This window comes from Pseudoalteromonas sp. 1_2015MBL_MicDiv, from assembly GCF_002407505.1.
Lineage (GTDB): Bacteria > Pseudomonadota > Gammaproteobacteria > Enterobacterales > Alteromonadaceae > Pseudoalteromonas > Pseudoalteromonas fuliginea.
Map to the genome: position 1 here is coordinate 2,494,647 of NZ_CP012737.1, position 23,450 is coordinate 2,518,096.

13 protein-coding genes, 8 tRNA genes and 3 rRNA genes are annotated in these 23,450 nt (G+C 41.2%); 2 read left to right on the top strand and 22 right to left on the bottom strand.

Translation table 11 applies throughout. The features are described 5' to 3' along the window. Window position 1: 1 nt before the first annotated feature. The 4 genes from AOR04_RS11200 to AOR04_RS11215 form a co-directional block, all read right to left on the bottom strand. A complete protein-coding gene (locus tag AOR04_RS11200; RefSeq protein WP_007378332.1) occupies window positions 2-328 on the bottom strand; it encodes a hypothetical protein in 327 nt (108 codons plus the stop codon). Window positions 329-467: 139 nt separating this feature from the next. Further along, on the bottom strand, window positions 468-1,970 hold the full coding sequence (locus tag AOR04_RS11205; protein WP_096793391.1) for an alanine/glycine:cation symporter family protein: 1,503 nt from the start codon (window positions 1,968-1,970) through the stop codon (window positions 468-470). A 376-nt stretch (window positions 1,971-2,346) separates the two neighbouring features. After that, window positions 2,347-3,474, bottom strand: a complete 1,128-nt coding sequence (locus AOR04_RS11210) for a M14 family metallopeptidase (RefSeq protein WP_096793392.1) — start codon at window positions 3,472-3,474, stop codon at window positions 2,347-2,349. Between the two features lie 216 nt (window positions 3,475-3,690). Then, window positions 3,691-5,133 carry a glyceraldehyde-3-phosphate dehydrogenase gene (locus AOR04_RS11215; RefSeq protein ID WP_096793393.1) on the bottom strand — a complete coding sequence of 481 codons (1,443 nt, stop codon included), beginning with the start codon at window positions 5,131-5,133 and terminating at the stop codon, window positions 3,691-3,693. Window positions 5,134-5,275: 142 nt separating this feature from the next. Between AOR04_RS11215 and AOR04_RS11220 the strand changes: the two genes are divergently transcribed. Next, window positions 5,276-6,076 carry a DUF2989 domain-containing protein gene (locus AOR04_RS11220; protein ID WP_096793394.1) on the top strand — a complete coding sequence of 267 codons (801 nt, stop codon included), beginning with the start codon at window positions 5,276-5,278 and terminating at the stop codon, window positions 6,074-6,076. A 78-nt stretch (window positions 6,077-6,154) separates the two neighbouring features. Here the strand turns inward: AOR04_RS11220 and ihfA are convergent, their stop codons facing one another. The 8 genes from ihfA to AOR04_RS11260 all read right to left on the bottom strand — a co-directional run bounded on the left by ihfA (window position 6,155) and on the right by AOR04_RS11260 (window position 16,964). Next, window positions 6,155-6,454 carry an integration host factor subunit alpha gene (ihfA, locus tag AOR04_RS11225; RefSeq protein ID WP_002960690.1) on the bottom strand — a complete coding sequence of 100 codons (300 nt, stop codon included), beginning with the start codon at window positions 6,452-6,454 and terminating at the stop codon, window positions 6,155-6,157. 2 nt (window positions 6,455-6,456) lie between these two features. Then, window positions 6,457-8,844, bottom strand: a complete 2,388-nt coding sequence (gene pheT, locus AOR04_RS11230; protein ID WP_033039153.1) for a phenylalanine--tRNA ligase subunit beta — start codon at window positions 8,842-8,844, stop codon at window positions 6,457-6,459. 15 nt (window positions 8,845-8,859) lie between these two features. After that, window positions 8,860-9,840, bottom strand: coding sequence for a phenylalanine--tRNA ligase subunit alpha (gene pheS, locus AOR04_RS11235; RefSeq protein WP_007378326.1), 981 nt, complete (start codon window positions 9,838-9,840; stop codon window positions 8,860-8,862). Window positions 9,841-9,924: 84 nt separating this feature from the next. Then, window positions 9,925-10,635: a DnaA regulatory inactivator Hda gene (gene hda, locus AOR04_RS11240; protein ID WP_002960693.1), complete on the bottom strand. Its 711-nt coding sequence runs from the start codon at window positions 10,633-10,635 to the stop codon at window positions 9,925-9,927. After that, window positions 10,635-11,690, bottom strand: coding sequence for a DUF2066 domain-containing protein (locus AOR04_RS11245; protein WP_096793395.1), 1,056 nt, complete (start codon window positions 11,688-11,690; stop codon window positions 10,635-10,637). The genes hda and AOR04_RS11245 overlap by 1 nt, the downstream gene beginning before the upstream one ends. A gap of 222 nt (window positions 11,691-11,912) precedes the next feature. Then, window positions 11,913-12,027 (bottom strand): 5S ribosomal RNA (gene rrf / locus AOR04_RS11250). A 211-nt stretch (window positions 12,028-12,238) separates the two neighbouring features. Then, window positions 12,239-15,129: ribosomal RNA gene (locus AOR04_RS11255) — 23S ribosomal RNA — on the bottom strand. A gap of 299 nt (window positions 15,130-15,428) precedes the next feature. After that, window positions 15,429-16,964, bottom strand: a 16S ribosomal RNA gene (locus tag AOR04_RS11260). The 16S, 23S and 5S rRNA genes sit together here, the layout of an rRNA operon. 603 nt (window positions 16,965-17,567) lie before the next feature. Here AOR04_RS11260 and AOR04_RS11265 point away from each other — a divergent pair. Then, a complete protein-coding gene (locus AOR04_RS11265) occupies window positions 17,568-18,983 on the top strand; it encodes an alanine/glycine:cation symporter family protein (protein ID WP_058230544.1) in 1,416 nt (471 codons plus the stop codon). Window positions 18,984-19,904: 921 nt separating this feature from the next. Here the strand turns inward: AOR04_RS11265 and AOR04_RS11270 are convergent. From AOR04_RS11270 to uvrC, 10 genes are all read right to left on the bottom strand, one after another. After that, a tRNA-Leu gene (locus AOR04_RS11270) sits at window positions 19,905-19,991 on the bottom strand. A 38-nt stretch (window positions 19,992-20,029) separates the two neighbouring features. Further along, window positions 20,030-20,103 (bottom strand) — tRNA-Cys (locus tag AOR04_RS11275). 19 nt (window positions 20,104-20,122) lie between these two features. Further along, window positions 20,123-20,198: transfer RNA gene (locus tag AOR04_RS11280), tRNA-Gly, on the bottom strand. Between the two features lie 49 nt (window positions 20,199-20,247). Continuing rightward, window positions 20,248-20,334: transfer RNA gene (locus AOR04_RS11285), tRNA-Leu, on the bottom strand. Between the two features lie 39 nt (window positions 20,335-20,373). Then, a tRNA-Gly gene (locus AOR04_RS11290) sits at window positions 20,374-20,449 on the bottom strand. Window positions 20,450-20,513: 64 nt separating this feature from the next. Next, a tRNA-Leu gene (locus AOR04_RS11295) sits at window positions 20,514-20,600 on the bottom strand. Window positions 20,601-20,637: 37 nt separating this feature from the next. Next, window positions 20,638-20,711 (bottom strand) — tRNA-Cys (locus tag AOR04_RS11300). A gap of 31 nt (window positions 20,712-20,742) precedes the next feature. Next, window positions 20,743-20,818: transfer RNA gene (locus AOR04_RS11305), tRNA-Gly, on the bottom strand. A gap of 213 nt (window positions 20,819-21,031) precedes the next feature. After that, window positions 21,032-21,577 (bottom strand): CDP-diacylglycerol--glycerol-3-phosphate 3-phosphatidyltransferase, encoded by a 546-nt coding sequence (pgsA, locus tag AOR04_RS11310; protein ID WP_033016396.1) that lies wholly within the window; start codon window positions 21,575-21,577, stop codon window positions 21,032-21,034. A gap of 42 nt (window positions 21,578-21,619) precedes the next feature. After that, complete coding sequence (uvrC, locus tag AOR04_RS11315; RefSeq protein ID WP_007377971.1) at window positions 21,620-23,443, bottom strand: excinuclease ABC subunit UvrC; 1,824 nt, start codon at window positions 23,441-23,443, stop codon at window positions 21,620-21,622. Window positions 23,444-23,450: the final 7 nt, after the last annotated feature.

Below are 23,450 nucleotides of genomic sequence, written 5' to 3' on the forward strand. Positions count from 1 at the left end.
GTCATTTTTTCTTTTTTAGAGTCACTAAAACAATACGGTTTATAAGATACCAAATACACCCTACGCCAATTGCGGCGGTGTAAGCGTACCACTGCAGTGTTTCTTCTTGCGGTTGTAGAAAGTACAAACAGAAAAAACCACCTAAAAATAAGATAAGCGCCAAAAAGGAGTGATTTATAAACATCTGCTTTTTTTTAATTCGCTGTTCGCGCTGAAGTTGTAAAACTTGCTCGTCGTTTAGCTCTGCAATGTTGCTTTCGCAATGCGGACATTGCTTATGTTTATCTGAAATTGATTTTGCACATTTTGGGCAACGAATAATCGCCATACTTCTCTCCATACTACGCATAAAAAAAGCGCCTTTCGGCGCCTTTATTGTACGTGTTTTATTTCTCGTTGTCTTTTTTGAATTCAAACCAATAACTAATTTAGGGGCGATAATTTTCCAAGTTGCCCACTAAGTTTAATTACTCTGCGTCTTTTGACTGCTTTTCTAAGCGTTTTTCCCAGAATGTGGCGTTTTTTATACCCAATTTAACTGGATCAAATATGACTTTTCCGCCTTTTTTCTTTTGTTCTTCATAATCGCTCAAACATAGCAAAGCAGGCTTAGCGACAAAGAAAATGGCTAAAATACCGAGTATGTTAATCCAAGCCATTAAGCCAACGCCAATATCACCAATAGTCCAAATATAACCTGAATTATTTACCATGCCGTATGCAACCATAAACATAATTACAAACTTCACAAGAACAAGCGGAATACTGCCCTTAAAATAACGATTTAAGTAAGCAATATTAGTCTCTGCAATAAAGTAATAAGCAAGTATTGTGGTAAAGGCAAAGAAGAATAATGCAATACCGACAAATGCTTGTCCAAAGCTGCCAAATACACTAAATAGAGCCATTTGAGTAAAGGCTGCTGATCCCACTTCAGTGGCTGCATCAACATTTTGTACAATAAATTGCCCTGCTGGTAGCTCACCCACAATATTGTATTGCTGCGTTATTAAAATCATTAATGCAGTTGCAGTACATACAAAGAGGGTATCAACATAAACAGAAAAAGCTTGTACTAAACCCTGTTGAGCCGGGTGATCAACTTCTGCTGCAGCTGCTGCATGAGGCCCAGTACCTTGGCCAGCTTCATTAGAATATATACCACGTTTAACGCCCCAACCAATAGCGGCACCAAAACCTGCCTGCGCAGTAAATGCATCACTAATAATTAAATAAAATATATCGCCCACTTTATCTAAATTTAAAAATACCACGATTAATGCCAGTACTATGTAACCAAGCGCCATAAATGGCACTACAATTTGCGTAAAGTTCGCAATACGTTTTATACCACCGAAAATAATAAATGCCAAAACAATAAGAATAATTGCTAAAGCGACTAATTTAAAGCTGCCTACATCACCAAAGCTAGTAGAAACAATGTTGCCATTGCCAAACACTTGGGTAAACGCATTACCTACCGCATTTGCTTGTACGCCAGGCAGAAAGACACCACATGCTATAATTGCCGAAACAGCGAATAAAATAGCTAGCCATTTTTGTCCTAAACAACGGTCAAAATAATACGCTGGGCCACCACGGTATTGCCCGTCTTCTTCTGTTTTATAAATTTGACCTAAAGTAGATTCTGCATATGCGGTACTTGCGCCTAGAAAAGCAACAACCCACATCCAGAAAATAGCGCCTGGTCCGCCAAAACCAATAGCCGCTGCAACGCCAGCGATATTACCGACGCCTACTCGTCCAGACAACGAGACTGCAAGGGCTTGAAAAGATGAGATACCTTTATCAGACGTGTTAGGACTAAATAATAACTTACACATTTCTTTAAAATGTCTAACTTGAGCAAATCGAGTTAATACTGAATAAAACAAGCCTGCGCCTAGGCATAAATAAATGAGTGCATTACTCCAAACAACATCATTAACAGCGCTTACAATAGCTTCCATGGATATCCTCTATAGTTATATTTATTATTTTTAGTTACGAGACTCTGCTTTAGCTACTACGCAACATAAGCTTTACGAAATAAGGTTTTGCCTCTCCCGTCCCGACTCATGATTTAATTAATCTTAACTTAAGTAACCTAACTTTGTTAACACTTAATTTTCAAAATATCTAATTACGTAGCTATTGCAAGGCACTACATCAGCAGTATTTAAAGGAAAGTAGATTGATTTGTACCGATACGGTGATGATACGCAGCGAAGAAACGTTAAAAACGTTTTGGAATGAAGTTGCTATATGATTATTATTTTTTGTAAAAGGGGTTTTACTAAAAACAAAAAGGGCATCAAAACTATTGATACCCTTCAAATAAATGTTTTATCTTAAATTATCAACAACATTAACAATTGCCGCTAACGTATCTTGACCAAATTGATACGAACGACGGTCTGACCAGCCATAGTCTGGATCAGGTAAATCGTTATTATCTTTAAATGGCATTTCAATTGTGTACGTTAATGCTTTAAATTCTTCAGCGGTTGCTGCTGAACCTACCGTTAGGTTAGCTTGGCCTGGCTCATCTTTTGGATAGCCATGCTCATCTTGAAACTCTGGAGTAATCGTTAAAAGCGCGGCTTTAAAGCTATCTTCAAGGCCTTTTAGGCGTGCATCGTAACTTGGAATACCTTCACTGCCTGCCACAAAGTTATACGGAATCGCTTCATCGCCGTGTATGTCTAGGTGCATATCTAAGCCAGCTTCGCGCATTTTATTTAGCACTAGGTAAACCTCAGGGCTATTTTCCATGCTTGGTGTTTGCCATTCACGGTTTAAGTTAACGCCTTTAGCATTAGTACGAAGATGTCCGCGTGCGCTACCGTCTGGATTCATATTTGGCACAACGTAAAATACTGCTTTTGATAGAAGCGCAGCTGCATGTGGGTCTTCGTCATCAAGAAGTTTGTGCAATAGACCTTCTACATACCACTGCGCCATTGTTTCACCTGGATGTTGGCGTGCTGTGATCCAGATGTTTTTCTTGTCTTCACTTGGTTCACCAATTTTAAGCACACTCATATCACGGCCATCGAGTGTTTCACCAAGCGTTATTAATTGGCAAGCGCCTTGGCTTTGTGCCCAAGATAATAAATCTAAATGGCGGTCGTAACTATATGGTGCAAAGTAAGCAAAATACACACTGCCGCACTCTAGTTCAATTTCAAAGCTTAATGTGCCATTTTCATAGCTTGATGGTACACGGAACCATGTTTGGCGGTCATATGATGCAACGGCTTGATACCCTTCCCAACCATCGGGGTAAGCTGATTTATCAAGCTCATTAATATTTAACTTATGCAATTGGTAAGGCGTTGTTTCAAGACGAAAGTGAAACCACTGATAAAATTCAGACTGGTGATCTTTATTAATTTCTAATTGAATATTTAAAGGATCGGTGGCTTCAATAACTTTGATATTACCACTGTCGAAATTGCTGCTGATTTTCATGAAAAAACCTTTAGGTTGAATAAGTTTATCTGCTTTTACTCTGCAGAACTAACACTACAGGTATTAAATACACGTAGTAAAATATTGCAATACTAATAAAAACTGAGCATTGCTAACATTTGAATAATTAAAGCCTATCACAAGGCATACGCTTTAAAAATAATACACGACCAAAAAAGCCAGCAACATGCTGGCTTTTACATCACTGCAAACAAATTAGCGAGGTAAGCTTGGGAATGACACTTCGGCCATATCGCGCATACAACGAACTACTTGGCAGCTGTAACCAAACTCATTGTCGTACCATACATATAAAACAATACGGTTATCTTCAACAATTGTTGCTTGTGAATCAACAACACCTGCGTAACGGCTACCGACTAAATCGGTAGATACAATTTCCGTTGATGCAGTGTAATCAATTTGATCACGTAAGTCTGAATGAAGTGCTGTGTCGCGTAAAAATGCGTTTAGCTCTTCAACAGAAGTACTTGTTGATAAATTAAGGTTTAAAATAGCTAACGATACGTTAGGCGTAGGTACGCGGATAGCATTACCTGTTAACTTACCTTCAAGCTCTGGTAATGCTTTTGAAACCGCTTTTGCAGCTCCCGTTTCAGTAATTACCATGTTAAGTGCTGCGGCGCGGCCTCGGCGCTCTGCTTTGTGGTAGTTATCAATAAGGTTTTGATCGTTCGTGTACGAGTGTACAGTTTCAACATGGCCATTATTAATACCAAACTTATCGTTTAATGCTTTAAGCGTTGGTGTAATTGCATTGGTTGTACAGCTTGCTGCACAAACAATTTTATCTTCAGGTAAAATATCTTTGTTATTCACACCATATACGATGTTTTTGATATTACCTTTTGCTGGTGCTGTTAATAATACTTTTGCAGCGCCCTGACACTCTAGGTGTTGGCCAAGGCCCGCTTCGTCTTTCCAAATACCGGTGTTATCAACGATTAATGCATTGTCGATACCGTATTGGGTGTAATCAATTTCGCTAGGAGAGTTAGCGTAAATAACTTGAATGTAGCTACCGTTAGCTTTAATTGCATTACGTTCTTTATCAATCGTGATTGAGCCATTGAATGGACCGTGAATTGAATCGCGACGCAATAAGCTTGCACGTTTTTCAAGATCACCATCTTTACCACCACGCACAACAATAGCGCGCAAACGTAAATCTGAATATGGACCTGATTTTTCAATTAATAAACGCGCGAGTAAACGACCAATACGACCAAAACCATACAACACAACATCGCGTGGTTCTTTCGCTGGTAAATCAGCTATTTCTGCAAGTTCGTCTTTAACAAACTCTTCGACTGAACGACCATTTGCGGCTTCAGTGAATAAATAACTATATGCAAGCTTACCAATATCAATACGTGCAGAGTTTAATTCCATTTTGCTGATAGCTTCTAAAAATGGGAAGCTTTCGCGCAAACGTAATTTAGTGCCTTCAAACTGAGCAACGGTTTTGTGAGATTTGATAATATCGATAGTACTGGCATTTACGAGAGGACGGCCATATACCGCAATTTCAATACCACGATTACGGTAAAGCTTACCAATGATTGGTTGCATACTTTCTGCGTAATCTTGGCGCTCTTGCCAACTATTTGTGTATTCTAACTCGTGAGATGAGGTCATTTTATTTACCTAAGTTAAACATTTTGAACGGATAGCCCAAATGGGCACTGCCATTCTAATTTAATCTGACGTTATTCTCTACTGTTAGGAGTTAAATGATTGAGCTAGAATAGGAGGGTATATATTCATTTGGGGTTAAGGGATGTTTCTAAAAGCAAGTGTTTTACTAGGGTTGGTAGCCCTAACTGGGTGTGGAGATCAGTTGACACTCTCAAAGGTATGCAAAGAAACACCAGGGTTTTGTGCCGATCTAAATAAAGATAGCCACTGTAAGGAGCCTCGCGCAGAGGTTATTATAAAACGCTACACAGAATATAAAGACCCGACAGATGAAAATAAATACCAATTACTTAAAGGATTTGAAGATTACAATCAATGCATAACATTGGCTGCAAAAATCGAGCACGTAAAACTCAAAGAAAAAACAACCTCTCGTATTGATGGACAACTAACTAGTATTAAAGAAATAACACGCTTATACCGAGATACTAAAAATACTAACCACCCAGGTTTACTTTATTACCATTGGTCGCGCAATAATAATCAAAGTGCACTAACTAAACTTCTTTCGCTAGAAAACGAAACGAGTGTGACACAAAGTGCTGAAATGCAATTTTTCTTAGCGTCGTATTACATTAAATTCGATGATGAAAAAACCATTGATTTACTCTACAAAACATTAGAGTTAAATAAAAAAGACACCGTACCTAACCCCGAAGTCCTTACCTCATTAATTAGCCTGTTTTATAAACATGATAAATTTAAGCATGCATATATATTTTCTAAAGTGGCCCAAATGTTCGGTATTGAAAATATTGAACTGCTGCCAATAGAACATCAACTAATTAGTAGCGGTAAAAGCTTAGACAGCTTAGATATACTTGCAGAGCAAACATATTTGCAAATACAAAACGGTGAGTTTGTATCACCTAGAGAGTTTTAATTTATTAGTATAAAAATAAGCTAACTTTTTAGTTAGCTTATTCATGTAAAATAAAAAGGCAGCTTACGCTGCCTTTTTTTATTTTGCTTTACTTGTGCCCACTTCTACGCGGGTTTTAAGCTTTTGACCTGGTCGAAAGGTCACCACACGACGCGCCGAAATAGGAATATCTTCGCCTGTTTTCGGGTTGCGGCCTGGTCTTTCTTTTTTGTCTCGAAGATCAAAGTTACCAAATCCAGAGAGCTTAACCTGCTCGCCTTTTTCTAGCGCTGAGCGGATTTCTTCAAAAAACGCTTCAACTAAATCTTTGGCATCTTTTTTATTGATCCCGAGCTTTTCAAATAGGTGTTCAGCTATGTCGGCTTTAGTAAGCGCCATATCTAGTCCCTCAACGATGCATTAAACTGTTCGGCCAATTCGGCCACCACGTTATCAACTACTAGATTGATATCTTTCTCTTCGAGTGTTCTATCAACCGCTTGCAGTGTTAGAGCAATCGCCAAACTCTTATAATTTGGCTCAATACCTTTGCCCTTATACACATCGAATAAGTTTAGGTCAACCAATTGATTTCCGCCAACTTTTTCGATCACGCTTAAAATGTCACCCGATTTAACGCTGTCTGCCACTAAAATCGCGATGTCGCGGCGATTTGAAGGGAATTTAGACACCCCTTCTGCTTGCGGTAAATTTCTTTTCTCTATTGCTGACATTTCAATTTCAAAAACAAAAGTTGCGTTGTTGATATCTAACAACTTTTGAGCTTGTGGATGTAAAGCGCCAAAAAAGCCAACCTTTTTACCATCAACATATATTACTGCTGATTGACCAGGGTGAAGCCCATCTGACTGCTCTGCTTTAATTTCAAAACGAGTAACGTCATTGGTAATTGCAAGTAAGGCTTCAACATCACCTTTTAGGTCATAAAAATCAACATTACGTTTCTCTTCAACCCAATGTTCACCATTTACAAGACCAGTAATAACACCACCAATAACCGGTACTTGGTAAACACCGTTTTCTGCACTTTCGTCGCTTATAAATTTAAGACCATGTTCGAATAAACGAATACGAGGTTGTTGGCGATTTTGGTTATACGCTACAGACGCTAATAAACCCGGCATTAAACTTACGCGCATTGCCGACATTTCAATTGAAATAGGGTGCGGTAATACCATTGCTTTACATTCTGGATGCAAAATAGCTTGTGCCTTAGGGTCTACAAAACTGTATGTAATTGCTTCTTGGTAACCACGAGTCACTAACGTATTGCGGAACTTGCTAAGCGCAATCGTTGCTTCGTTATGTGTCGTCATTTTAAGTTTTGCTGTAGGCGCAACATTAGGAATGCTGTTGTAACCGTAAACACGTGCTACTTCTTCAATTAAGTCTTCTTCAATGCGAATATCAAAACGGTAGCTTGGTACATCAGCACTCCAGCTATCATTTTCTACTTTTACATCAAGTCCTAAACGCGTAAGAATATCGGTTACTTTAGCATCTTCAATATGATGGCCAATAACACGGTCTAAACGTGCACGACGAAGGCGTACTTCAGTCACTTTTGGTAGTTTGTCAGCTGCGACAGCTTCGACAACAGGACCTGCTTGACCGCCTACTATTTCAAGAAGAAGTGCTGTCGCACGTTCCATTGCATCGTGTTGCAGAGCAAAATCAACACCGCGTTCATAACGGTGTGAAGCATCAGTGTGCAAACCGTAGCTACGTGCTTGGCCTGCAATTGCAACAGGATTAAAAAATGCACTTTCGAGTAAAATATCAGATGTTTTATCTGTAACGCCTGATTGCTCACCACCAAAAACACCCGCAATTGCAAGTGCTTTGTTATGATCGGCTATCACAAGTGTTGTGTCGTTTAATTTAGCGGTATTACCATCTAATAAAACAAGTTCTTCACCTGCATTTGCACTACGAACTTTAATACCACCTTCAATCGCATTTAAATCAAACGCGTGCATTGGATGACCAAGCTCAAGTAATACATAGTTAGTCACATCAACTACTGGATCAATTGAACGTACACCACTACGACGTAGCTTTTCAACCATCCAAAGTGGTGTTTCTGCATCAAGGTTAATGCCTTTGATCACACGGCCAAGGTAACGAGGACATGCATCTTCGTTAACTAGCTCAATTGATACTTTGTCATCAATTGTTGGCGTAACCGCAGGAATATCTAATACACTTACGTCAATGCTGTTTAAAACACCTACTTCACGTGCTAGACCTTTTATACCTAAGCAGTCACCACGGTTTGGCGTTAAATCAACATCTATAATGTTGTCATCAAGACCTAGGTAGTCACGTAAATCAGTCCCTACTGGTGCATCGCTTGGCAATTCCATAATGCCGTCGCCTTCTTCGCTAATACCTAGCTCAACAAAAGCACATAGCATTCCGTTTGAAGGTTGACCGCGTAGTTTAGCTTTTTTAATTTTAAAGTCACCAGGAAGTACAGCGCCCACAGTTGCAACAGCAACTTTAATACCTAAACGACAATTTGCTGCACCACATACGATATCAAGTAGCTCATCGCCACCTACGTTAATTTTGGTAACACGTAGTTTATCTGCATCAGGGTGTTGCCCACATTCAACAACTTCACCCACAACTACGCCATTAAATTTGGCCGCAGCAGGCTCAACGCCATCAACTTCTAGACCAGCCATTGAAAGCTGTTCCGAAAGAGCTTGCGTATCAATAGCAGGATTTACCCACTCTCTTAACCACTTTTCACTAAATTTCATTTTATTGTTTCACTCTTAACGGAACTGGTTCAGGAATTTTAAGTCATTTTCGAAAAATGCACGTAAATCGTTTACGCCATAGCGCAACATAGTTAAACGCTCTACACCCATACCAAAAGCAAAGCCGGTGTATTTTTCTGGGTCAATGCCCACAGACTTAAGTACATTTGGATGTACCATGCCGCAGCCTAGTACTTCTAACCACTTACCGTCTTTACCCATAACATCTACTTCAGCTGAAGGTTCTGTAAATGGGAAGAATGAAGGACGGAAACGAATTTCCATATCTTCTTCAAAAAAGTTACGTAAAAAATCATGCAAAATACCTTTTAGCTCAGTAAAGCTAACATCGGTATCAACCATTAAACCTTCAACCTGATGAAACATAGGTGTATGTGTTTGATCGTAATCGTTACGGTATACACGTCCAGGTGAAATGATGCGCAGTGGTGGCTGCTCAGTTTCCATAGTACGAATTTGCACGCCACTTGTCTGTGTACGTAGTACTAATTTAGGATTGAAATAAAAGGTATCATGATCAGCACGTGCTGGATGGTGCTCTGGAATATTTAGCGCATCAAAGTTATGAAAATCGTCTTCGATTTCTGGACCAGATTTAACTTCAAAACCTAACTCACCGAAAAAGCTTTCTATGCGCTCAATAGTGCGCGTAACTGGGTGTAAACCGCCAGTAGGCATAGCACGCCCAGGTAGAGTTACATCTATAGTTTCAGCAGCTAGCTTTTCTTCAAGTGCTTTACTTGCTAGCAATTCACGCTTTTCGTTGATAGCAGCTTGTACATCTTGTTTAGCTTGGTTTATAACTTGGCCTGCTTCTTTACGTTCTTCAGGTGCTATTTTGCCTAGCGTTTTAAGCAAGCTTGTGATTTCGCCTTTTTTGCCAAGGTAATTAACCCTGATTTCTTCTAACTGCGCGATTTCACTGGCACTGGCTACCGCCTCAAGTGCTTGCGCTAATATGTTTTCTAAGTTCATTCGATACCTGATCTTTCACAGAAGGTGATTGCTGTTAAGTAATAGCTTATGATAACTGAAAGCAGGGTCTAGATTCTAGACCTACTACAGCTTTAACGTTGATTTTATAAAAGGAATTGTTAATTTTCTCTGTGCAGCCATTGACGCATGATCTAATTTGTCGAGTACATCTAATAAAGCACGCATATCACGGCTTAAACGCGTTAATAAAAAACGTGCACATTCATCACTTAATTCAAGGCCGCGCATATGGGCGCGCTTAACAAGTGCTTGTGCTTTATCGTCATCACTCATAGAGCGAATTTGAAAGGTTGTTCCCCACGTTAAACGAGACTCTAAATCAGGCAGAGATATATTGAGCATGCTCGGAAGTAAATCAGCAGTTACTACTAACATTTTTCCGGGTTCGTTAAACCGGTTAAAAAAGTTGAATAATGCTTTTTCCCATGCATCATTGCCTGCAACTAAATGCACGTCATCAATACATAGAACATCAAGTGCTTCTAAGCCGTCTAATACCATAGGTCCAAAGTCAATTACTTCGCGCATAGACAGCAGCATATTAGATAGGCCACGCTCTTGTGCTTTAATGCAGGTTGCATATAAAAGGTGAGACTTACCCGAATCACCTAACCCACATAAATAAGTATACTGAAACGTTTTTGCTAATTTAGAAAAGCTATCTTTTAGGTGATTAACCTCCAAGGAATCTTCTCCACCAAAATACGATGCGAATGTTTCGTCATCCGGTAAAGTAACCGGTAGTGCCATTTGCATCGGCTCAGACATTAGCATTATGGTGTTACCCATTGATACTCTAAGCTATTTTTATCAACAACATGATAAAATGCGCGTGGATCCTCATAATCTTTAAATGAGGAGTCTAACCCTAATCCTTTTTTAAGATCGCTTAGGTTACCAGTATGATTTAGCTTAAACTCTACAAACTCCGGTGTTTTACGAACAATTTTAACTTGAGTAACAACGCTTAAACTCAATAACCTTCGTTTTGCTAATTCAACATCAATAAAACTTTCCGTGCCCTTTAGCCTAAGCATAGCAGTAGCTTGTTCATAATAAGCATTTGGATCAATAGCGTACTCGCTTGCAAGACCTCGTGCTAGGGTATCGATCATTTGGCTTACTATTTGCTGCTTATCACCCGTTAATCTATTTGAATCAAATAAATCATCATTTGTAAAACGCCAATCTAAAATCCAATTTTCGCTATCCGCTTCTTTATACATTCTTGCCGTAATACTTCGCTCAGCACTGTAGCGTTTAGAAGCCTCTTCTACTGGTTCTGAAAAGTTACCCCATACTTCAGGGATACCTACTAAACGTCTATCTTGTAAATCAAGTAATGGCACTACAACGGGTAGCCCCCGGCGTCCTGCCTTGTCATAAATTAACTGCTCTAGCTGCGGGTAACTTTCTTGTGTTACTAATTCTCTGCGCCAGTTGTCTTCAATACCTAGCCATATTGCAACTAATGGGCGCTGCACTCCCCATAAAGGTAAGTTTAATTCTTTGATTAGCGCGTTGATCTTTCGAGCTTCAAATTTAACAACGAGTTTCAATTGTCCATTTGCTCTCTCGTCATATTCAAACTTAAGCATATAATCAGAAATATCTTTAGTGCGTTGCTGTGCTAATTTATTTTGATCCGCAGTTTCATCACCGCTTACTTTCACTAAAACATTGAGTAAAGCTTTGCGACTCGCCGCTAATCGAGTATCTCGTGTTTTATCATCCACTTTTAAAATATCTTGATATAGATCAGTTACTTCAACTGCCGTTACAGAAAAACAAAATAAAATGGATATGGCACTAATTAATAATCTATACACAGGCTATTAGTTCTTGGTTTTAAACTGATTTGATCCTAAATCAAAGACAGTAACAAAGCAAAATTAAATTTGTTATCTAAGGAAATGAAAGTAATTGGCTTTTGTAGAAAGTAAAAAAGATTAAATATAAATAAGTGCGTAGTACGCTATTCACCTACCTTTAACTTTATTGCAGACGTAAAAAAGCCCGACTATTTCTAGTCGGGCTCTCTACAATTTGAAGCCTGGTAATGTCCTACTTTCACATAGCAAATGCTACACTATCATCGGCGCTGTTTCGTTTCACTACTGAGTTCGGCATGGGATCAGGTGGGTCCAAAACGCTATTGTCACCAAGCAAATTAGGTGCAAAGAATTAATGACAAGCACGTAGTGCTACCATTTTCTTTGCGCAAGGTGCCTCAACTTTAACGCTACGCGCTAAGAGTCACCTCTTGAATTTGGAAAATATCTGATAATATTTTTTAAGTCTTTCTAAGTAATATCTACTTTAGTCATATTAACTTCTTCGCGTGTTTCACTATCACATAAAACGCGTTTGGCGTTGTATGGTTAAGCCTCACGGGTAATTAGTACAAGTTAGCTTAATGGCTCACACCACTTCCACATCTTGCCTATCAACGTTGTAGTCTTCAACGGCCCTTCAGAGACTTTAAAAGTCTAGTGAGAACTCATCTCGAGGCCTGCTTCGCGCTTAGATGCTTTCAGCGCTTATCAGTTCCGAACGTAGCTACCGGGCAATGCCATTGGCATGACAACCCGAACACCAGCGGTTCGTTCACTCCGGTCCTCTCGTACTAGGAGCAACCCCTCTCAATTCTCAAACGCCCACGGCAGATAGGGACCGAACTGTCTCACGACGTTCTAAACCCAGCTCGCGTACCACTTTAAATGGCGAACAGCCATACCCTTGGGACCGACTTCAGCCCCAGGATGTGATGAGCCGACATCGAGGTGCCAAACACCGCCGTCGATATGAACTCTTGGGCGGTATCAGCCTGTTATCCCCGGAGTACCTTTTATCCGTTGAGCGATGGCCCTTCCATTCAGAACCACCGGATCACTATGACCTACTTTCGTACCTGCTCGACGTGTCTGTCTCGCAGTTAAGCTGGCTTCTACCATTACACTAACCGTACGATGTCCGACCGTACTTAGCCAACCTTCGTGCTCCTCCGTTACTCTTTAGGAGGAGACCGCCCCAGTCAAACTACCCACCAGGCACTGTCCGTAACCCCGATTCAGGGGCCAACGTTAGAACATCAAAACTACAAGGGTGGTATTTCAAGGTTGACTCCAACAAAACTAGCGTCTCATCTTCAAAGTCTCCCACCTATCCTACACATGTAGGTTCAATGTTCAGTGCCAAGCTGTAGTAAAGGTTCACGGGGTCTTTCCGTCTAGCCGCGGGTACACAGCATCTTCACTGCGATTTCAATTTCACTGAGTCTCGGGTGGAGACAGCGTGGCCATGGTTACACCATTCGTGCAGGTCGGAACTTACCCGACAAGGAATTTCGCTACCTTAGGACCGTTATAGTTACGGCCGCCGTTTACCGGGGCTTCGATCAAGAGCTTCTCCCTAAGGATAACCCCATCAATTAACCTTCCGGCACCGGGCAGGTGTCACACCGTATACGTCATCTTGCGATTTTGCACAGTGCTGTGTTTTTAATAAACAGTCCCAGCCACCTGGTCACTGCGGCTCCCGTCCGCTTAGAGAGCAAGTCTCATCACAGATAGGAGCGTACCTTCTCCCGAAGTTACGGTACGATTTTGCCTAGTTCCTTCACCCGAGTTCTCTCAAGCGCCTTAGTATTCTCTACCTGACCACCTGTGTCGGTTTGGGGTACGATTCCATATAATCTGAAGCTTAGAGGCTTTTCCTGGAAGTATGGCATCAGCAACTTCATCACCGTAGTGACTCGTCTCGTGTCTCAGGTTTAGTGTTCGTCCGGATTTACCTAAACAAACGCCCTACTCACTTTCACATAGACTACCAACGCTATGCTTGCTTAGCCTGCTCCGTCCCCCCATCGCAATTATATCGAGTACAGAAATATTAATCTGTTTCCCATCGACTACGCCTTTCGGCCTCGCCTTAGGGGTCGACTTACCCTACCCTGATTAACATGGGATAGGAACCCTTGGTCTTCCGGCGTGGGAGTTTTTCACTCCCATTATCGTTACTCATGTCAGCATTCGCACTTCTGATACGTCCAGCATACCTCCCGGTACACCTTCAACCGCTTACAGAACGCTCCCCTACCACTCAGAATAAATTCTGAATCCGCAGCTTCGGTGCATAGTTTAGCCCCGTTACATCTTCCGCGCAGACCGACTCGACCAGTGAGCTATTACGCTTTCTTTAAAGGATGGCTGCTTCTAAGCCAACCTCCTGGCTGTCTGGGCCTTTCCACATCGTTTCCCACTTAACTATGACTTTGGGACCTTAGCTGGCGGTCTGGGTTGTTTCCCTCTTCACGACGGACGTTAGCACCCGCCGTGTGTCTCCCGGATATTACTTTACGGTATTCGGAGTTTGCAAAGGGTTGGTAAGTCGGGATGACCCCCTAGCCTTAACAGTGCTCTACCCCCGTAAGTATTCGTCCGAGGCTCTACCTAAATAGATTTCGGGGAGAACCAGCTATCTCCCGGTTTGATTAGCCTTTCACTCCTAGCCACAGGTCATCCCCTAACTTTTCAACGTTAGTGGGTTCGGTCCTCCAGTTGATGTTACTCAACCTTCAACCTGCCCATGGCTAGATCACCGGGTTTCGGGTCTATACCTTGCAACTATTCGCCCAGTTAAGACTCGGTTTCCCTACGGCTACCCTATTCGGTTAACCTCGCTACAAAATATAAGTCGCTGACCCATTATACAAAAGGTACGCAGTCACCCAACAAGTGGGCTCCTACTGCTTGTACGTACACGGTTTCAGGTTCTATTTCACTCCCCTCACAGGGGTTCTTTTCGCCTTTCCCTCACGGTACTGGTTCACTATCGGTCAGTTGGGAGTATTTAGCCTTAGATGATGGTCCACCTATATTCAGTCAAAGTTTCACGTGCTCCGACCTACTCGATTTCACTTAAAATGTCTTTTCATGTACGGGACTATCACCCTGTATCGTGGCGCTTTCCAGCAGCCTTCCATTAACACATAATAAGCTTAAGGGCTGTTCCGATTTCGCTCGCCGCTACTTTCGGAATCTCGGTTGATTTCTTTTCCTACGGGTACTTAGATGTTTCAGTTCTCCGCGTTCGCCTCGTTAACCTATGTATTCAGTTAACGATACCTGCAAGCAGGTGGGTTTCCCCATTCGGAAATCCTAGTCTCAAGCGCTTTTTACTAGCTTGACTAGGCTTATCGCAAGTTAATACGTCCTTCATCGCCTCCAACTGCCAAGGCATCCACCGTGTACGCTTAGTCACTTAACCATACAACCCAAACGGGTCTTTGTTTTGTGACAGTTTAACTTCGCCAGAAGTTAATATTGAATACTAAAGTAGATACCAATCAATCAACTCATAAGAGTTAACTAAATGGCACTCAATGGTACTGCTACCATTGTTTTTTTACTTTTGAAAACTCTTGATAAATACAATGTATTCATCAGAATTTTATTATCAGCTTTTCCAAATTTTTAAAGAGCATATTAATTAGTTATCCCAAAGGGACAAGCACTAATTAACAATCATCTGTGTGGACACTACGAACAAATAAGTTCTAAATCGTATAAGGAGGTGATCCAGCCCCAGGTTCCCCTAGGGCTACCTTGTTACGACTTCACCCCAGTCATGAATCACTCCGTGGTAAACGTCCTCCCGAGGGTTAGACTATCTACTTCTGGAGCAACCCACTCCCATGGTGTGACGGGCGGTGTGTACAAGGCCCGGGAACGTATTCACCGCGTCATTCTGATACGCGATTACTAGCGATTCCGACTTCATGGAGTCGAGTTGCAGACTCCAATCCGGACTACGACGCACTTTAAGTGATTCGCTTACCTTCGCAGGTTCGCAGCACTCTGTATGCGCCATTGTAGCACGTGTGTAGCCCTACACGTAAGGGCCATGATGACTTGACGTCGTCCCCACCTTCCTCCGGTTTATCACCGGCAGTCTCCTTAGAGTTCTCAGCATTACCTGCTAGCAACTAAGGATAGGGGTTGCGCTCGTTGCGGGACTTAACCCAACATCTCACAACACGAGCTGACGACAGCCATGCAGCACCTGTATCAGAGTTCCCGAAGGCACCAAACCATCTCTGGTAAGTTCTCTGTATGTCAAGTGTAGGTAAGGTTCTTCGCGTTGCATCGAATTAAACCACATGCTCCACCGCTTGTGCGGGCCCCCGTCAATTCATTTGAGTTTTAACCTTGCGGCCGTACTCCCCAGGCGGTCTACTTAATGCGTTAGCTTTGAAAAACAGAACCGAGGCTCCGAGCTTCTAGTAGACATCGTTTACGGCGTGGACTACCGGGGTATCTAATCCCGTTTGCTCCCCACGCTTTCGTACATGAGCGTCAGTGTTGACCCAGGTGGCTGCCTTCGCCATCGGTATTCCTTCAGATCTCTACGCATTTCACCGCTACACCTGAAATTCTACCACCCTCTATCACACTCTAGTTTGCCAGTTCGAAATGCAGTTCCCAGGTTGAGCCCGGGGCTTTCACATCTCGCTTAACAAACCGCCTGCGTACGCTTTACGCCCAGTAATTCCGATTAACGCTCGCACCCTCCGTATTACCGCGGCTGCTGGCACGGAGTTAGCCGGTGCTTCTTCTGTCAGTAACGTCACAGCTAACGGGTATTAACCGTTAACCTTTCCTCCTGACTGAAAGTGCTTTACAACCCGAAGGCCTTCTTCACACACGCGGCATGGCTGCATCAGGCTTGCGCCCATTGTGCAATATTCCCCACTGCTGCCTCCCGTAGGAGTCTGGGCCGTGTCTCAGTCCCAGTGTGGCTGATCATCCTCTCAAACCAGCTAGGGATCGTCGCCTTGGTGAGCCATTACCTCACCAACTAGCTAATCCCACTTGGGCCAATCTAAAGGCGAGAGCCGAAGCCCCCTTTGGTCCGTAGACATTATGCGGTATTAGCAGTCGTTTCCAACTGTTGTCCCCCACCTCAAGGCATGTTCCCAAGCATTACTCACCCGTCCGCCGCTCGTCAGCAAAGTAGCAAGCTACTCTCTGTTACCGCTCGACTTGCATGTGTTAGGCCTGCCGCCAGCGTTCAATCTGAGCCATGATCAAACTCTTCAATTAAAAAGTTTTATGTCTTTCGACAGCTCAATGAATTCTGAATTTTTTAATATCTTTCGATATTGAATTGACTGTGCCGAATAATTACCGAAATAACTATTCTGTTGGTCACTCAGTTTTCAATTGAGACTCTAATTTGTTTGCCTTACTTAGCGAACTAAGCTTGGCTGTTAGAACTCAATCTGTACGAGTGCCCACACAGATGATTGCTTTATATTGTTAAAGAACGTTTTGAGTCGCTTTAGCGACTCAAGGGATGCGAATAATACACCCTTTATTTTTCGAGTCAATACTTAGTTTTAAACTTTCTTTTGGAAGATTTAAAACCGAAGTTTTATTTAACTCTCTGAGTAGTTCGTGCCTCGCTATGCGTTGGCGTTTCCCGTCTCAGTGGGGTCGCATTATAGGGAGCGGCGCATTTTACGCAAGCGTTATTTACATAAAATAGTAATTAAAATTAAGCCCCAAGCAAGCGCACATGATAAGCACAAGTTACCCACAAAACCCTGTTGATAACTCTGTTTTTGAACTTTAAAACTAAACACTTTTATCTTGATGTGATAAGTTGCGGTCACTTTTTTTAACTCATGTATTTAGGCAGTATCCATGACAGACATAATAAATAGTATAAGTGCCCTTCTATGGGGGCAAGTTCTCGTCTACTTATTAATAGCAGCGGGCCTCTTCTTTACTTTTCGACTAGGCTTTATTCAATTTGTGCAATTTCCACATATGTTCAAAGTTATGTTTGGCTCTCGTAAATGTGCCGACAACGAAATTTCATCTTTTCAGGCTTTTTGTACTTCATTAGCTGCACGTGTTGGCACGGGTAACATGGCTGGCGTTGCTGTTGCTTTATATTTGGGTGGCCCAGGTGCTATTTTTTGGATGTGGACTATAGCCTTAATTGGTATGGCTACAAGCTTTGCCGAGAGTACCTTAGCACAAGCTTATAAAACAAAAGACGCCGAAGGCAATTTTAGAGGTGGCCCTGCTTATTATATGCAAAATGGTTTAGGTAAACGCTGGATGGGCGTTTTATTCTCGTTATGTTTAATTTTAGCCTTTGGTTTAGTATTTAACGCCGTACAATCGAACTCTATTGCTGCAGCATTTGAAGTCGCGTTTGATGTACCTAAGTATATAGTAGGCATTTTGTTGGTTATTGGTTCTGGCATCATTATTTTTGGTGGCCTAAAAACCATTTCACGTTTTGCTGAAATGGTTGTGCCATTTATGGCATTAGCTTACCTGCTGGTTGCTCTTTATGTATGCGCCACTAACTTTACTGCACTACCAGATGTGCTAGTGCTTATTATAAAAAGTGCTTTTGGTATTGAACAAGCTGGTGCTGGTGCTATTGGATACGGTGTCACACAAGCGATGATCCAAGGTATAAAGCGTGGCTTATTCTCAAACGAAGCCGGTATGGGTAGTGCAGCTAACGCCGCAGCTACTGCGACGCCTTACCCTCCTCATCCTGCATCACAAGGTTATGTGCAAATGTTAGGTGTATTTATCGATACTATTGTTATTTGTACAGCGACTGCTTCTCTTATATTACTATCTCAGCAATTAGTACCTGAATCTGGTGTTATGGGGATTGAACTTACACAAGCAGCATTACAAGAACATGTTGGCGATTGGGGTACTTACTTTATTGCTATTGCTATATTGTTTTTTGCTTTTACTTCTATTGTGGCTAATTACTCTTACGCTGAAACAAATTTAATGTTTTTAGAGCACAACTCTAATAAAGGTATGTTTATCTTTAGACTGGTGGTTTTAGGTATGGTGATGTTTGGTGCTGTTGGTGAGCTTGGTTTAATTTGGACGCTGGCAGATATATCAATGGGCTTAATGGCCATTGTCAACGTTATAGCGCTATTTATGCTTTCAGGTGTTGTTGTATGGCTTTCAAAAGACTATAACGAACAACACAAAAAGGGCTTAATACCCACCTTTGACAAAAGTAAGCATCCTAAACTTGCTAAAGAGGTCGATCCTGAGGCCTGGAAATAAACAACAACCAGCGAGCTACGGCTCGCTTTTTTAGTTCTAAAATAAAAAGCACTTACATTAAGTCACTCTACCCTTTATAAATGAAAAGCAGTTACGGACGATATGTACTATATAGATATTATCTAATTATTAGCTTAGATAAGACAACCTACAAAAAATAGGTGTTCAATGCCAATAATTCTGCATAAGTGCTTTATTGATTGCCTATTTGGAGTTCTCACCATAACTCTAGACTTACTATTACCCGTGATTTTTAACTTCCAATGAACATGTATTACTAACCAATTCGATAATTATACCAACCTGCATAAATCTTTAAGCAATTTAACAAATTAAATTGCACTATAACGTCGTTAAAAATTTTTTATTTAGAACAACCAGATACAAAAAATTTTGTCTAGTTCTAACGTAATTTTCTTAACCTTAAATAGACCCCATATATAAGCAGATTGGTATTACTTTATGCTACCAGTACATGAGTGTTTGAACTTTGCTTTCAAGGTTGTTTGCTCTCGAGGTGTAGATTGCTTTACTGTTTTGAATTTTTTAAAGCTAATGGCCTACTTTACTGGTTGGTATCATAAGTCTATGACGCTTAGTTCAGTTCAAAGTGTATTCATTAGCATTAGTACTGTGTGTCGCTAAGGATTGCATGGCTGGTTTATTTGAGGCGCTATAGGATTGGGTTTGGAAATATTACATTATGCTTACTCATATATATCTTTAATACAATAGATATACAAACTCTTAATGCACTATCACACAACGCTATTATTGGGTAGACTATGCATAAAATAGTGCATATCAAGATAATATAAATCATAGAAAACATAAAAATAGTAAATCAGGTTCTTGCTGGGTATTTTTTATATATTAGAAGGTGTATTAAATGGTTTTTAAGCGGAGTACTTAATATAAAGATGGTGCCCGAGGCCGGACTTGAACCGGCACGACTTGTTAGTCGAGGGATTTTAAATCCCTTGTGTCTACCAATTCCACCACTCGGGCATCGAGTTTGCTAATTAAAGCGTGTGGAGTAAATTATATGGAGGCGGAACCCGGAGTCGAACCGAGGTAAACGGATTTGCAATCCGGTGCATGGCCACTCTGCCATTCCGCCTAAATGTGTCCAAATAATTTGGAGCGGTACACGAGGCTCGAACTCGTGACCTCGACCTTGGCAAGGTCGCGCTCTACCAACTGAGCTAGTACCGCAAAATACTGTTTTATCAACTTTAAATCATCTTGGTAAAATAATTTAAAGTGGTGCCCGAGGCCGGACTTGAACCGGCACGACTTGTTAGTCGAGGGATTTTAAATCCCTTGTGTCTACCAATTCCACCACTCGGGCATCGAGTTTGCTATTAAAAGCAAGTGGATAAAACTAATATGGAGCGGTACACGAGGCTCGAACTCGTGACCTCGACCTTGGCAAGGTCGCGCTCTACCAACTGAGCTAGTACCGCATCATATTAATTCTAAATTAACCATTTTATAAATTACACTTGGTAATGCAATTAAACCACAAAGTGGTGCCCGAGGCCGGACTTGAACCGGCACGACTTGTTAGTCGAGGGATTTTAAATCCCTTGTGTCTACCAATTCCACCACTCGGGCATCGAGTTTGCTAATTAAAGCGTGTGGAGTGTTGAAATGGAGGCGGAACCCGGAGTCGAACCGAGGTAGACGGATTTGCAATCCGGTGCATGGCCACTCTGCCATTCCGCCCCTGTACGGGGTATTAACCTTAAGATAAACTTGGAGCGGTACACGAGGCTCGAACTCGTGACCTCGACCTTGGCAAGGTCGCGCTCTACCAACTGAGCTAGTACCGCATTTTATTTATCAGTTATTTTAATTATCACATGATTACTTATGTGAGTCATTTAGGTAACTGATTAATTACCGTTTTGTTTATCTAGGGGGCTATGCCCTCTCAACACGGACGCATTCTACAGAGATTATTAAACGCGTCAATACAAAAAATGCTAGTTTTGAACTGTTTGCTTGTTTTTTATCTAAAACGGTGCGTTATTATACATTTAGAGTTAATTTTTAGTCAATTCGCCCCACGCTGCACGTAAATATTGCAGCATTGAACTCAAGGTTAAAAAGGTCGCAATATACAGTAGTCCAAAACTTAAATAGTTCATCCACGTATCATATTGCCAAATCAAACCGATAATGGCTAACATTTGTGCAGCCGTCTTTATTTTACCCATATTTGATACGGCGACGTTACCACGCTTACCTTGCTCTGCCATCCATTCACGAAGTGCAGATATGATAATTTCACGACTTATTATAATAAGAGCGGGTATTGTCATATACATTGATTGGTACTGATCAGATAATGCGACTAGCGCAGCACATACCATTACTTTATCAGCAACGGGATCTAAAAAAGCACCAAAAGGAGTTGATTGCTCAAGCTTTCTTGCTAAATAACCGTCGAGTATATCGGTTATTGATGCAAGCCAAAAAATAAAAGCGGCAGCAAAAAAAGCCCAGCTATAAGGCAAATAAAATATCACCAAAAAAACGGGGATAAGAAAAAGTCTAAATGTTGTGAGTGTGTTTGGAATATTCCACATAACTACTTGGATATGTCTTTTTTTCTATATTCGCATGTAGGGCTAGCCCTTGTCATGCAAATGGTTAAATATCTTCTCAGCCATGTCAGGGCTGATCCCAGGAACTTTCTTTAACTGTTCTATATTAGCAGCTTTTACTCCCTGCATGCCCCCTAAATATTTTAATAATGTTTGGCGACGTTTAGAACCTACTCCATTTATTTCTTCTAATAGTGATTGTGTTCGTTGTTTTTGACGTTTATTACGATGCCCTGCAATAGCAAAGCGATGAGATTCGTCGCGTATATGCTGAATCAAATGCAGTGCTGGTGCATCAGAATCCATTGGGATAGTTTTTCGACCACCGTCAATCAATAGTGTTTCAAGGCCTGGTTTACGGCTAGTACCTTTAGCAACACCGACCAATAATGGCATTTTTGTATGCGGCCAGTTAGAAAAGTACTGCTCCGCACGCCCCAGTTGCCCTTTACCACCGTCTATAAAGATAACGTCTGGAATTTTGTCTTCATCTACTAATTTGTTGTAACGCTTATTAAGCGCAAACTCCATTGCAGCGTAATCATCACCACCGGTAATACCCGTTACGTTATAGCGCCTGTACTCTTTAGTATTTGGTCCTTGAGAATCAAATACAACACAACTTGCAACAGTGTTCTCTCCCATGGTGTGGCTTATATCAAAACATTCCATTCGAGTAATATCGTCAAGTCGCAGTGTTGCTTTTAATTGTGCATAACGTTTATTAATAGAGTCTTGGGTACTTTGCTTAACTGCAATACTGTTTAATGCATTTTTGTTGGCCAGTTGTAAGTATTGAGCACGCTCACCACGGGTAACTACTTTAAGTATTACTTTGCGCTCACTTACTTGTGTGAGTGCTTCGCCGAGTGCATCGCTCTCTTCTATTTCAAACGGTAATATGATTTCTTTTGCAATACGCCCTGTTGCTCCAGGCGCTAAGTAGTATTGGCCTAAAAATGAGGTTAGGATTTCTTGCTCACTTGAATCTTTAGGTACTTTAGGAAAATACGTTTTACTGCCCAGTACCTTATGATCGCGGATCATTAATAAATGAATGCCATTTAATCCGTTTAAATGGGCAAAACCAACTACGTCCATTTCAGCAAAATTACCAGATATAGACTGTTGCTCCTGCATTTTACGAAGTAGCATTATTTGGTCGCGAACTTTTGCCGCCAGTTCAAAATTTAATTGTAGGCTGGCTGCTTCCATTTTTTTTATTAAATCAGCAATAACTTCGTGAGATTTACCCGTTAAAAACTTACGGACATAGTCAACTTGCTCGCTGTAATCATCATCCGTAACTTTATTCACACACGGAGCTGAGCAACGCTTAAGCTGATATTGCAGACACGGGCGACTTCTTGCGCGGTAATAAGCATCTTCACATTGACGAACAGGAAATATTTTTTGCATTAAGCGCAAGCTTTCAGATACAGCTCCTGCACTAGGGAATGGCCCAAAGTATTCGCCTTTAATTTTACGACTACCACGATGAAACGCTAAACGAGGGTGTTTATGGCTCGTTAGTAAAATATAGGGATACGACTTATCGTCGCGTAATAATATGTTATAGCGAGGCTGATATTTTTTTATTAGATTATTTTCAAGCAGCAGCGCTTCGGTTTCAGTATTAGTAAGTGTGACGTCAATATCACAAATATTACTCACTAAAACGCGTGTTTTACTGTCGGTAATGTTACTTCTAAAGTAACTGCTGACACGCTTTTTTAAATGCTTGGCTTTACCAACATAAATAACTTGGCTATCACTATCAAGCATACGGTAAACACCAGGCTCGCTTGATAGCGTTTTGAGGAAATGTACGTGATCAAATTCAGACATAAATTAT